Below are 13,853 nucleotides of genomic sequence, written 5' to 3'. Positions count from 1 at the left end.
ATCTGTAAAACTATACAGCTAAATAATGTATTGCTATGACAAACGCTAAAAGACTCGACACTTCTGTGATTTCAATCGCGGCACCAATTGTATCTCCTGTCACACCACCTATACGCTGAATAAATTTCCATCGTAAATACAATAAAGTACAAATAAATGTAAGAATACTGACCACTCCAGTCCAGCTAAAAGACAAACATGCACTTAGGCAGAGTATAAAGACTAGGTATGCCGACTTTCGTGGAATAGTTTCTGCTATCGATGAGCCTAAGCCTTTTTCGCGAACATACTGAGTTGTTAAAAACAAAAATAAAGGGGCTAAACGTCCCAAGACTGGAAATACAATTAATGCCAAATACATTTGCTGTTGTAGCAAAACATAAAGTGCCGACCATTTGAGTAAGCAAATCACGACGAGGCTCAAAACACCAATCGGCCCACATGCAGGGTCTTTCATGATTTTTAGTGTACGCTCGGCATCACCAAAGCCACCGACCCACGCATCTGCCGTATCAGCTAAACCATCTAGATGTAATCCACCTGTGAGCCAAATCCAAACTACCAGCAAAATACTGCTGAGTAAGATAATCGGCAGACTATGCAATGTAAAAGCAAGCAAGGCAAGAATGCCACCGATCAACAATCCCACCGCTGGATAAAACAGTAAAGATTGTCCATTTTGCTGTTTCGATGGCATCGCTTTAAGGTGAATCGGAAACGTCGTGAGAAACTGTAGAGCAATCCAAAAAGGTGTCATTCACTTTGCTCCAAAAGACGGATATTTGCGCGATTTTGAACAATGAATGAGTTTAATTGTCCCAATTCGGCAGTCATTTTTAATAAATCATCTAAGTGACTCTTCTGTGCCATACATTTTAATAATTTAATCACGCCACCATGGGAAACCAATAAAACGCGGTGCCAATGATGCTGTTGAGCCTGCAAGACTAGCTCATCTAGACCGCTTAATATCCGTTGTTGAAATTGCTGAAGACTTTCTGCATTCGGCGGCGTAAATGTGCTTGGACTTTGCCAAAACTGTGCGAGTAATTCTGGGGTGTTTTCATAGATATACTTGGTTGATATTGCTTCCCAGTCGCCAAAATGCATTTCTTGAAACTTCGCATTTTCAAACATTGGACGTTCAAGTTGTTGAGACAGTTCCAAAGCAAATAAACGGCAGCGCTGTAAGTCAGAAGTGATGATGACATCCCAGCTCGCTAAACCGTGTGTATGTATCACGTTCAATACATCATCTATAGTCTGCTGCATCTGCTGCCAACCTTTTTGCGTCAAAGCATCATCTGTAGAGCCACGTAAGGTATGGCTCAGTTCGGTCTCACCATGACGCAATATATCTAAACGGAAATGTTCCATTTAAACTTTTTCACCAATCACAGCAGCTTGTGCAAAAGTCGCCATGTTGTTATGTAAACGACATGCCAAACGAATTAAACCCAAGGCCGCACCGGCACCGCTGCCTTCACCTAAACGTAAATTCAACTTTAAGAGTGGTTCAGCTTCAAGGGCTTGAAGTAAACGCTGGTGCCCATATTCAGCCGATTGATGACCAAAAAGCATCCATTCACGTACAGCAGGATTTAAACGAACAGCGACCAAGGCAGAAACCGTACTAATAAATCCATCAACGACCATTGCCAGACCCAATTGCGCACAGCGAATGTATGCTCCAACCATCGCGGCAATTTCCAAACCACCTACGGCACATAGGGCTTTAAAGACATCTTGGCCAACATAGTCCTGATGTAAGGCTAAAGCTTGATCAATCACTTGTTTCTTATGTGCCAATTGTTCAGCACGAATACCTGTACCAACACCTGTCAGTTTTTCGGCCGGCTCATTAAATAAAAAACATGCAACAGCAGAAGCAGAACAGGTATTGCCAATGCCCATTTCCCCTGCGACATAAATAGACGCACGTGCAGCGATAGCATCTTCAACACTTTTACGGCCGAGATTCATCGCTTCAATACATTGTGATTCGCTCATCGCAACAGTTTTAGCAAAATTTGCTGTACCCGCTGCAATACAGTAGCGCTCTACCCCTGCATATTCATAAGCTTCGCCTACCGAACCACAGTCAATCACTTGTAGTTTGGCTTGATACTCACGTGCAATGACACTAATACATGCACCACCGGTCGTGAAGTTTTGTAGCATTTGGCGTGTGACAGCTTGTGGGTAGGCCGAAATATTTTCTTCCATCACGCCATGATCACCTGCAAAGATGGTGATCCATGGGAAATCGATATTAGGCTGATCCGTGTTTTGTAATGATGCAAGTTGCACCGCTACATTTTCAAGTTCTGAAAGCGAGCCCGTAGGTTTAGTTAGCTGTAACTGGTGATTTACCGCCTGTTGCTTAGCTTCGATACTCGGATTTTGACAGGGTTCTTGCCACCAGTTCATGCTTTATCTCCTTTTAAGATCATTGGAAAACCTGCAACACAAAACACCACATGGTCAGCAATTTGACCAATTTGTTGATGTAAGCGCCCAGATTCATCGACGAATTTTCGACTGATTTGCCCCATGGGAACAACGCCCAGTCCAGTTTCGTTACTGACTAAAATAATGTCTGACTTTAATGTTGGCAGCACCGTAAGTAATTTTTGGCATTGATGCTGTTGAAAGTCTGCTTGTTCATGCAGCAATAAATTACTCATCCACAGCGTTAAACAATCGATAAGAATGGTTTGATGAGCTTGGTCTATTTCAACTAAGCGATCAGCTAAATACAGAGGCTCTTCAATAAGGCCCCAATGTTCAGGTCGGTCCGCTTGATGATGCTGAATTCGCTCCTGCATTTCCTCATCATAGGCTTGTGCTGTAGCCACATAGATGACGGCTTGAGCACTTTCTTTGGCTTTTTGTTCTGCAAGTCGGCTTTTACCTGAACGTGCCCCACCCAAAATGAAATGAATCATGACTGTGCCATCTCTATATTTTGTCTGAACTGATGTTGATAATAAGGACTTAATGCCCCTTGTAGTACTTGAGCCTGATAATGACCAAAAGTTAGTTGCTCGCTTTCAAAATCAAAGCTGTGCTGTTCAATTTGTTGGATTCTTTCAAAAATATCATCGCTATTCCATACCTGTTTATACAAGCCCAATGTGATATGCGGACAATATTCGATTGGTGCAATTTCATTCGAAGTTAAATTCAAAGCTTGACGTAGATGGTCTAACTTACGATCTACATCCACAATTTCAATAAATAGCGCGCTTTGAAAGCTATTGATCTGACCTGTACGTAACCGAATATTAGATAGCGATAACCGTCGAAGTTGTTGTTGGTGCAGTGCCAATTCATCTGCTGAGAAATTATCATTCCATCGTTGTTCAACATGATCGATTAATTGGGTTTTATTTAACTCTTCAAAAAAGCCACAAATAAACACAGTGATATGAAATTGGCGCGTATTCGGTGTGTATAAAAGATCTGAAAACTGCGCTCGAAGTGCTGTGAGATACGCCAATAATTCAGGATCCTGTATTTCTATATACCACAAAGCATAGTGCTGACGACCTTGATGCCAATCGGGATAATCCTGATTGAGCGTCGGTACGACTTGCATTGAGGGTTTTAAAAACACAGATAAATCACTTTAAATTCAATCTGCTTTATTAAAGCATGAATCAAAACAGACTTTGCCCAATTTTGATTTAGTAATATTCATTTAAAGCTGAAATTCATTCATCTAAAGCTTCTTTGTAAGAAAAAAATGCCGAGTCATACTCAGCATTTTGATTCAATATATATTGCGCACAGATAAGCATTATATTTTAGGCAAATTTCGCAGTATCTTTCTGATCTTGCGTTACAGCATGGTTTTTCCAAGATGTAAACTGCTCTGTGGACTGATCAGAAAAATGCTGCAACTGTATCATTACATTGGCCTCAATCTGTTCAATACGTTCCAGTTGTTCAAGCTCGTTTGTCTTTTTCAGTTCTGAAAATTGCAACTGGATAAAGTTGATAACCTGATCCATCGAACATTGATTTACACTCACGGCATACATCAAACCATAGACAATCCCTTGTTGTAGATGTGTTGTCTCCAGTCCATATTTCACATTGGTCGCCAACGAGCCCAACACTCGTTCATTAATTGCAAGTTTACGTAAAGGATCTCGTGCCACACGCGCACACGGATCTTTATACGCATGTTCACAAGAGTTTATAAAGCTTTCTGCCAGTCGTGTTAAATCAAAAGCACGATTTGGTAAGCATCGTGCTAAACCAGCCTTCACCTCGTCAATGAGTTCATGCATAAATTGATCAACACGATGATCTGCAAGTGCCACACCTATGGTTTGATGATTTAACAGTGCAGATTGCCAAGCCAACATGGCATGCACGCCATTCCACAAGCGATTTTTAATTAATTGAATATCTTCAATATGATCGACCAAAATCATTTGACGCATTTTTTCTAACAAAGGACTGTTATTTTCTACATAGATCGGCATGTCAGATTCTGCGTTAAATAAAATTAAATCCATGCTTTGCAATATATGACTTGGGTGGAAATTGCGGCGCATATCCTCAACATATAAAGTAGCCTGACGTTCCTGATCAGGATTTAATTTCGTCGCATCTTCTAAGTCTAATTGAGCATCCACTTCAACTTCATCTAATTGAAATTGTTTGAAGATATTATATTTTATACGGAGCTGACGATATAAGTTTTGGTCACTTAACTTTGATACCATGCGGTTGACCACGGTGTCGCAAAAATAGTGTTGTTGTATGATTTTCTCAGCAACGACCGCCCCTGCAAGCTCAGTTAAAGCCTGTTTTAAATGTGTCATTAATAAATGTTTTGCCCCGACTTTGTTCAAAATGATCAGCATCGTTAGGGGTTCTATGGCTTTCTCATCATGTGCAATATGTCGTGCATACAGGCCTTGTGCAATGGTTTTGGCCTCTTCTGCAATCGCTTTTTCAGGCAAACAGATGGCAACCAAACTTGACTCTGTGTACATCTCTTGCATCTGCTGAATATTTTCAGCATCAATGACTGCCATGTTTTCAATGCGTTCGTCATAAGACAATTGACCATAACGAATACAATAGGTACCAAATGCATTGACCGCAGAGCGATATAGAGGGTTTCGAGTCGATGCATAAATTTTTTTCGGGCGTGTATAACCATCCCAATGCGACAAAATTTGTGCTAAATAGCCACCACCAATCGCCCCAAAACCATGAATACCGACAGTGAGCTGATTAAGGGTTTGTGGAAAAGCCTCTTGCACATGCGGCATCTCTAAATGCGCAGTGAACGGGTCAAGTTCCGTCAAACAGTCATACATACATTCATAATAATATTTGGCTTTGGACAGCATGTTTTGATTGGGCGATTTAATATCTTTAAACAGTACGGTAATACCGCCAGCCTCAAAGGCCGAAGTCACACCATTTTCCGAGTCTTCAAACATCAAACAATCAGCAGGATTTAAATTCAGCTTTGCGGCAGCACGCATGAATATTTCAGGATGTGGCTTACCATTTTCAACTTCATCGCCACAGACTAAGACATCAAAGAACTTATACACATTGGCATTGATGAGATATTCTTCTGCGATTGCACGGCGACTCGATGTTGCCACGGCCATCCTCAGTCCTGACTTGCGTAAGCGTTCTAATACTTGAACCAAGCCTTTTTTGATCGGTACACCAAACTGACGAACATGCTCCAGTTCTAATTCATCTGCGCGTTTGCGAATATCTGCGTATGGAATGTTTTCATCATATTCGGCTTGGGCCAATCGATGCGCGCTTTGTGCACTTAGCCCCAAACAATTCATCAGATATGATTCGGAAAACTCAACACCGGTCAATTCAAGAGATGCCTGTTTCAATGTTTGAAACCGTAAACGTTCAGTATCAAACATTGTTCCATCCATATCAAAAATGGCGCCCAAAACCAAATCATTATTAAATTTAAGCATTTAACCTCCATTATTTTTTATGTGAAAAGAATAATGGAGAAAACTATTGATTCAGTACTTTGAGAATTAATGAAACAATTGTGATTATTTTTTAATCAAAGTGCTTGCTCTAAACATCTTTTTTGTAAGATCAATCACCGATCAAGTAACATCATGTAATCAAAACCCACTATTGTCAGGATAGTCCTATCTTCACACCGACCTATTGAAGTAAGTATACAAGTCTCTGCATATTTCACTCAGTTACTCGCTTCACGGTTTGAATTTTGGTTTGAAATAAAAAGAATACGATTAAACCAAGCATCACTAAAAATAAAAAATAATACGGAAATTCTTTGTGCCATTGATATAAACCCGTACTAATCAGTGGCCCAACAACAAAGCTCAAAGCCTGAGTGGCTGTACACCAACTTGCCACCTTAGTCTGTAACGCACTGGGCGCCGTTTGCGCTGCACCCGTTGTAAATGCAAGGATTAAACATGCAACCGATATACCATATAACAGGTACGTGGCTTGAAATATCCGTAATTCAATGGTGAAAACCGAAATCAGCAAGGCTGCTGCCATGCTAAACAGCCCAACCCAAAGTAAGCGATATACACTCCAATTTAAATATTTAGAAATCAGCGTTTGCATCACTACCAAAGCGATACCCACGACGAGAGAACACTCTGCAAAATGCACTGCGCCTTCTGCAGCAGTCATATTAAAGCGGTCTTGTATATAAAACCCGGCCGTTAAATTTACGGTCACGATGGCAAGATAGAGACTGAATCCCAACATTAACCATGGATAGCATTGCTGAATGCTCAAATCCGTAGATTGTATCTCATCCTTAGCTGTCACTGGCTTTTCAACACTATGCTGTTCGGTATGTCGGTCAAAGCTGAACACCAAGACCACAGAAATCAACGCTAAAATAATGATTGCAGCCCACAGTGGCGTCATAATTCCACCAAAGCCCAACAGTAAGGTTGTTAGAAATGGCCCTATGATTACGCCTGCACTGTTTAATGCACCAAATTTTGACATCGCTTGTGAACGCTGCTGCTCATTGCTAAATCGGGTCATCACATAAGTTTGCAAGGCAATCTGTGGCATCGCCATAAATACCCCAGTCGCTGCGCGTGACAACATTAATAAACTAAATAGCAGCAACATCCCTATATGAACAGTAAGGCCATACATCAACACTGCAGTAAATAGCCCCCATGTCACAGCCATGCCCACAAAACCGATACTCAAGAGTTGATATATCGAAAACTTAGATTGATTTTTTGAAATGTAAATCGCACCGATAGCCATCAGCAGCGCACCGACGGAAACCATCGCACCGCCTTGTAGTTCAGAAAGTTTTAACTCACGAACCAATGGCGCCAACAGCGGCAATATCATCGAGAAACTTGCACCATTGGCAAGACTGGCAGCAATAAACAGTTTGTTATTTCGATCCATTATTTTTGTTATCCATTTTTAATGGCTACGTTATAAACAATAGAGGTGACTTAAGCCACCTCTATTTTGTAAGTCACGATACCGTGCTTTAAACCTGATTCAGGCTTTAAATCAGTATTTCACCGTATAACTTAAACCGTAGGTGCGACCTTGAGCCGCTAGGCTAGAAATTGGGCCATAGACAGTTTCAACCGACTGGCTGTATACCGACTTATAATCCGTATTCCATACGTTGTAGACACCAAAGCCCACATTACCCGGTCCTACTTTTGCATTGGCAATCACGTCCATCGTTGCAAAGCCTTTAATTGCCGCTGCTGGAGCAGATCCATATTTCACAGCGTCTTTTTGGGCTTTGTCAGTACCGCCAATCGCTAAAGCTTGAACACGTAGGCTCATGTCATTATCAAATTGCCACTCTGAAAATGCTGTACCTTTTAAAGGTGCTACACGAATGGCATCCAATTCTTGCCAATCACCTTGGGTATTTTTAAATTGGCCCGTGGTATATGCAACTGTGCCTCCAACTGTCCAATTTGGTTGAACTTCATAACTGGCATTGGCTTCGACACCATAGATACGTTCATCGGTATCAATAACATCAATGGTGTAATTCGGCGCACCAAATTTCAGGCTTTTATCTGAGTCATTATAAAAAGCTGTCACTCCTGCATTTAAACCACCGGCATTTTGTACACGCCAACCGAGTTCATAGTTATTGACTTTAATCGGGTCAATGGTTTGGCTATTAATCACAGAATTTGCTGGCACATCGCGCAGCATACGTTGCACATCGGGCAAGTTTGAACCTTGTGAGAAATTCGCAAACACTTGCTGTGCATCTGTTAAGTGATACACCGCGCCAACATTAAACAGCGTTGCATCATGTTTTACTTTGCCGCCATTCAGTGTTTTCGCCACATAACCTGGGGTTAAATCTGCAGTTATGGCTTCCATATAAGGCACAGATGAATCGACATCGCTTTCTACACGTTCATGGCGAATGCCGGCTTGTAAGCCAAGTCGGTCGGTTAATTCATATTGCGCTTGGGCAAATACGCCAAGTTTTTCTGTTTCAACATCTGGGCCAAAGGCATAGTAATTAAACGGCTGATAACTCAGACCATTACTTTGAATAAACGTTGCGCTGTCATACATTTGGATATTTTGTTGATCTTTTTCATTTTCATAGTCCACACCATAGGTTAGCCCCAGTTCACGACCATTTAAGTGAAGATCTTTTTGTAGAGCAACACGTGCGCCTAACACATCAATATCGGTTTCTGACTGATACACCAAGAAGAGTTCAGGGGCCATTTGACGTGCAGATGGGAACCAACGTGCCTTTTCATTTCGATAATACGTTTCAGCGTTTAGACGATGCCCTAAAATATCCTGATTTTCATATTGTGCATTGATGCTATAACGTTCAGTTTGTGGTTGTTCAGCAAGTTGTAAACCTTTTACCGCATTTAATGACAACGGCAGCTTGCCACCCACGGGCTGTGAGCGCAGCGCATTTAAATTTGGACCATAGTCAGGGCCATAGTCACTATCTTGCTCATCATTATAATATTGCGCACCGAAACTCAGCGTTTGACTATCGGCAATTTTCCAACTGACACGACCATTTAGATCTAAAGTGTCGGTATCTTGACGGTCTGTTTGCGCAATTTCAGGCCCAATACGATTGCCATGACTATCTTGTATTTCACCACGTTTGGTATAGCTAGCACCTAAAGTTCCGCGTAAATTGCCTTGATTAAAATTCATGGTTTGTGCAGCTTCATAAGCCAGCGCATCAGACTTAAAGTTATTACCAGAAGTGACACCGACTTTTGTTTCAAAACTCAGCGGCTCTGATCCACCTCGTTTGGTGATGATATTGATAATACCGCCTGTCGCACCTGAACCATAAATACTACTTGCACCTGAGACCACTTCAATTCGTTCAATCATCGACGGGCTAATACTCGCCAGTTGTCGAGATCCATCACGATATCCCGTTTGCGGCACACCATCTATCATGTATTGCACCACACGTCCACGCATGGTCATCCCATAGTTAGACGTTGTACCACTCGATGGAGTCAGTGATGGCACCAATAAACCGACAATATCGGCTGTGCTTTTACCTGCATTGGCTTGTTTTTCAATTTCTTCTTTAGGAATGCTGTACACCGTACCCGCAATATCGGCAATGCTTTTCGCAGAACGAGTTGCCGTCACAACAATCGGTGCCATTTTAGTAGCTTCTGTAGTTTGTGTTTCAACTGCTGTATTTTGTGCAGTGTCTGTCGTGACATCTTGCGCATAAAGCTGAGTGCAAATTGCTAAGCTGAGACAAGTCAGTTGCATCGGTAGAGCTAAACGTTTCATATTCTTTTCCATTTCTTAGAGTTCCGATTGAGTCGGAAGAGTTTGAGTTTTTAAATTTTGTGTTTTTAAAACAATGCGCTGACTAACTAAGACACTGATTACTGAGCCGATTGCCAATACCAAGTAAAAATGTCCATAGCCTAATGATTTTGCGAGAAAGCCTGAAAATGCGCCGCCAATGAAGTAAACGAGCAATTCAAAGCACACTAATATAGTGAAATCGGTACCCGCCTGTTCTTTAGAACTGGTCTGCATGAAATAGGCATAAAGTGATGTCATGGCGATATAACGAATGGCTAGCATCAGCACGACAAATAGACCTAAAAGCAGATGCCATTGATTCAACCACCCCAATACAACGGCTGCCCCAATGACGGCATATAGCAATGTACGTAACCATCCTGCCCAGACCAACAATTGCGTCGCTTTGATTTTTTTCAGCAATACAGCTGCACTAACAGCTGCAATCAGGCCGACACCGGCACCGACCACAGACATCAACACCCCGATCTGAGACAGTGACCATTTTTGATCGATCAACATGGGATTCAGCATTGCCATAGCGGGTGCTTCCACCACGCGATAACAAACAATGAGCAGCAAGGCCCAACGAATCTCAGGTCGTTTAAACGCTTGTCGTAGGCTTGGTTTGGCTTTGGTAAGTTGAGTTTGTGGTTCTTCTTGAATAAAAAACACAGCAAACATGGTTAAAAATGTCAGCAGCGCTAAAGTTGTAAGCGCTGACTGCCAACCCCAATATTGGTAAATCCATAAAGTCGCAGCGCCACCGAGCATACTACCGACGGCCACCCCAATACTTTGTGCCATACTGCCCAGACGGTAATTGCCTTCGGTAAATTTCTCTACGGTATAACCATCAATCGCAATATCTTGCGTTGCCGCAAACGTTGAAATCCATAAACCAACAATGACAAATAAAGTCAGCCCATAAGAAAACTGCGTAAAGGCTAAAACCAGTACCCCCAGTACCAATGCGATTTGCGTAAACAACAGCCATGTTTTACGTTTACCGAGTTTTTTCACATAGAGCTGATCGATCCAAGGCGCCCAAAAAAACTTGAATGCCCATGGAATGTAAAGCAGCGATAACATGCCAATCCAACGTAAATCTACCCCTTGATGTCGTAAAATGGCAGGCAAAGCTACATTGTAAAAATACAAAGGTAATGCATGTGCTAAGTACAAAATGATCACGACGCTCAAACTCAGGACTGAAATTTGAGATGGTGAAATTGCATGATTTAATTTTCTTGAGTGTTGTTGCATATCCACCTCTGCACTGCCCATTGCAGCGCATCAGACTGTTCTAATGAAACGTAATAAGGCACACGCCATGCTGCATGCAGCGCGGGTGTATTTAAACGTTTGAAGTCGTCTGGATCTTGCGCAATACGCACCAGACCCAAACAATATTGAAAAAAGAGATGTTTAAACTTCTTGTACCAAACGGCCTGTATTTGCCGATATTCTTCAGGAAAAGTTGTTCCCTCAGCCGTTTGCATAACCAAAACAAAGGGCTGACTTTTCAGAAAAAAGCGCTCAACTTGAGTCAACCATTGTTCAAACTCTTCCACTGAAACATGCGCTGAAAAGCGCATGTCCAGTATGTGCATGTGGGTACAGCGATAACTCATGACACCGCCTTAGCTAGTTGCTGATGCTGAAATGCCTTGGAGTCGTTTAAGTAATGACCGAATTTTGCATAAAAAGTTTCTCTAAAGCAGTAATACAACATGGCAGTCTTTTCAGGCATTGGGATTAGGCGCTGCGCTTCATAGCACATGTCTTCAACTACGACGGCATAAGGCTTCACACTATGATCAGGCTCTCCCACAATCTTGGCTGATGCGGCATTTTCAAAGATATAAAAACTCAATAAACGCATGACGGGACGTAAATAGCCTTTACCAAAAACGGACTTTTCACCAAATAACAAATGCCAACCCAGATCTAGCTCGTCACCGTCGTAATACAAACCTAAACGATCCCGTTTTCCCTCGTAAATCTCTGTGTAGCCCACATCTTTACCGTTTACCCCTACGATCAAAATTCGGTGATGATCATCTGCCAGCATTTTTTCGTAATACACTTTTAGTTCAGTTTCTGACTTATTGAGTTGCCACTGTGGAATCACATGCGGTTCATGCATCCATTTATGAACCAAAGCCATATCTTCTGGATATTGCATTTGTCGTAAGTAGTATTGCGTCTCATTCTCATAGTATTCATAAAAATCAGGTAGTTGTCGTGATAACGTTGTCATGATCTCGTCCTTTAAGTTTGTTTAATATTTTCTGTTCTTAGCTCAAAAATCTGCTTATGACGCAATACGGTTGGTTGTCATTTTCTGCTTAGCAATATGCAGTTGTTTCGCCCACTGATTTAAAGTGTTTGGACTTACAGGGTTTGTAATTGGATCTAAAAATACAGGTACTGGTCGTTCTGCTTCGTCGTTATAACTGGTGGTAAACAGTCGTACTCGGTTCAGACAAATTTTCTCGAAACGTGGACGGAACATACTGAATTTTTCAATACGATCTGCCAAATCAGGATGTGCCTGATGAAATTCGTCGATCACGCTGGAGATGGTCTGCCAAAATTCAAGTTCTGTATGCTCTGGATAATCTTCAAGGAAGACATTACAGATATAGCGGTAATGCACCATGAATAAACCTGTAAAGATAAAGTGACTAAGTTCTTCAGCAGGATGGCGCAGTAAAATTTGCCCTTCAGGTGGTAAATTTTCGAGTTCAGGAAAATCTTCATCAACTAAATTGACATCATCAATAAAGTCCTTCAGCACCATTTTTTTCGGTAAGCCATTTTCATGGATCAACATGGTGTTTTCACCGTGCGGAGAAAAAGCTAAACCATATTTGTATAAGCAAATCAGTAGCGGTGTTACGCAGACTTCAGCAAAACGCTTCAGCCATTGCAAAGGCGTCAAACCTGAAGCCTGAATCAACACATATAAAATAGACTGACCATTTAGATCTCGATGTAACAATGCGGCTTGGGAAAGTGCCATCTCATGTTCACCAATACATGGCTCTACACTTTCACGCCATAAGCACCCAAACAATTCTTTAAATTGGTAAGGCGCACCGTCTATCTGATCAAAACACGGCTGTTGTAATGTGAGACTTGCAACTTCGCCCAAAAATGCTACCTGTGTTTTTTGCAGGTCTACATCATGATATTGAATGTCCTTCAGCCAAGCGGTCACCGCAGGTGCAGCCAAATTTCGTTTTGAAGGCAAACCTCGATAGACCGCCGTATTAAAGATACTGACGGGTAACTTCACATAATGCCGTTCAGGATGACTAGTATTGCATAAGGTACGAATTGATTGCATTGGCACATAATCATCTTGTCCAATGTCCAGCTCTACAATGCGCTGATCGACGATTTCATTGGCATAGGTCGGGATTAACCACTGATGCCACTGCCACGCATGTACAGGAATAAAATAATACTCAGCAGCATCTACGGCTTTGTCCGCCAATTGCTGTTGAAAATCGTGTAATTGCGCAGAATTCAATTCATGGCGATATAAGCTTTGCGCATCCCAAGCCTCGGTCGAACGAAACTCAGCTAAATCACGATGAACAGCTAACCACAGAACTTTAACCGTTGGAGAAATCTCTGGTGCTGAGCTTAAATAATCATCATAGCCAAAGCCCATACGGCCTTTACTCATAATGAGCCAGGGGTGTCCACGTAACATGCCTTCAATTTGATAGTGTGGCGCTGACAGCACAGCCTGACTCAGCAATCGCTGTTCATCAAAAACATGTGCTTCTGCTAACCATGTATTGTTCATTTCTTTAATCAAATAGGCTTTGGTAAATGGTTTCACCTCAGCTTGATTTGAAAAAGCACGAATAAATTCATGCAGATTCCATGCAGGCTCTGTTGTCGATTCACTTAAATCTCGAACGCTCCCTTCAACAATACGCCAGTGCCCAAGCAGAAACTGAGTCGCTTCAAATTGATACGTTTTGTCATCCAGATTG

Annotated in this window: 11 protein-coding genes and 1 pseudogene; all 12 read right to left on the bottom strand. The window is 41.8% G+C overall.

What is annotated here, in order from left to right:
- Positions 1-10 precede the first annotated feature (10 nt).
- Positions 11-757 (bottom strand): adenosylcobinamide-GDP ribazoletransferase, encoded by a 747-nt coding sequence (locus AVJ20_RS04720; protein WP_111884332.1) that lies wholly within the window; start codon positions 755-757, stop codon positions 11-13.
- A complete protein-coding gene (locus AVJ20_RS04715; protein ID WP_111884331.1) occupies positions 754-1,377 on the bottom strand; it encodes a histidine phosphatase family protein in 624 nt (207 codons plus the stop codon). Before AVJ20_RS04715 ends, AVJ20_RS04720 begins: the two co-directional genes overlap by 4 nt.
- On the bottom strand, positions 1,378-2,430 hold the full coding sequence (gene cobT, locus AVJ20_RS04710) for a nicotinate-nucleotide--dimethylbenzimidazole phosphoribosyltransferase (RefSeq protein WP_111884330.1): 1,053 nt from the start codon (positions 2,428-2,430) through the stop codon (positions 1,378-1,380).
- Positions 2,427-2,948 (bottom strand): bifunctional adenosylcobinamide kinase/adenosylcobinamide-phosphate guanylyltransferase, encoded by a 522-nt coding sequence (cobU, locus tag AVJ20_RS04705; protein WP_111884329.1) that lies wholly within the window; start codon positions 2,946-2,948, stop codon positions 2,427-2,429. The genes cobT and cobU overlap by 4 nt, the downstream gene beginning before the upstream one ends.
- A complete protein-coding gene (locus AVJ20_RS04700) occupies positions 2,945-3,619 on the bottom strand; it encodes a 2'-5' RNA ligase family protein (protein ID WP_228157155.1) in 675 nt (224 codons plus the stop codon). The genes cobU and AVJ20_RS04700 overlap by 4 nt, the downstream gene beginning before the upstream one ends.
- A 190-nt stretch (positions 3,620-3,809) precedes the next feature.
- Entirely contained in the window at positions 3,810-5,981 is a 2,172-nt protein-coding gene (gene mtlD / locus AVJ20_RS04695) for a bifunctional mannitol-1-phosphate dehydrogenase/phosphatase (RefSeq protein ID WP_111884328.1), read from the bottom strand.
- A 235-nt stretch (positions 5,982-6,216) separates the two neighbouring features.
- Positions 6,217-7,437, bottom strand: a complete 1,221-nt coding sequence (locus AVJ20_RS04690) for an MFS transporter (RefSeq protein ID WP_111884327.1) — start codon at positions 7,435-7,437, stop codon at positions 6,217-6,219.
- Between the two features lie 111 nt (positions 7,438-7,548).
- Positions 7,549-9,816: a TonB-dependent receptor gene (locus AVJ20_RS04685; RefSeq protein WP_111884326.1), complete on the bottom strand. Its 2,268-nt coding sequence runs from the start codon at positions 9,814-9,816 to the stop codon at positions 7,549-7,551.
- A 15-nt stretch (positions 9,817-9,831) separates the two neighbouring features.
- Entirely contained in the window at positions 9,832-11,103 is a 1,272-nt protein-coding gene (locus AVJ20_RS04680) for an MFS transporter (protein ID WP_228157159.1), read from the bottom strand.
- Entirely contained in the window at positions 11,079-11,471 is a 393-nt protein-coding gene (locus tag AVJ20_RS04675) for a hypothetical protein (protein WP_078190999.1), read from the bottom strand. The genes AVJ20_RS04680 and AVJ20_RS04675 overlap by 25 nt, the downstream gene beginning before the upstream one ends.
- Positions 11,468-12,100, bottom strand: a complete 633-nt coding sequence (locus tag AVJ20_RS04670) for a GNAT family N-acetyltransferase (RefSeq protein ID WP_111884324.1) — start codon at positions 12,098-12,100, stop codon at positions 11,468-11,470. The genes AVJ20_RS04675 and AVJ20_RS04670 overlap by 4 nt, the downstream gene beginning before the upstream one ends.
- A gap of 54 nt (positions 12,101-12,154) precedes the next feature.
- A pseudogene (locus AVJ20_RS04665) lies at positions 12,155-13,813 on the bottom strand (IucA/IucC family protein); the annotation flags it as partial.
- Positions 13,814-13,853: the final 40 nt, after the last annotated feature.

It is taken from the genome of Acinetobacter sp. CFCC 11171 (assembly GCF_003268405.1).
Classification (GTDB): domain Bacteria; phylum Pseudomonadota; class Gammaproteobacteria; order Pseudomonadales; family Moraxellaceae; genus Acinetobacter; species Acinetobacter amyesii.
Note: the sequence above shows the minus strand (reverse complement) of the source record. Positions and strands in the feature narration are given on the sequence as shown.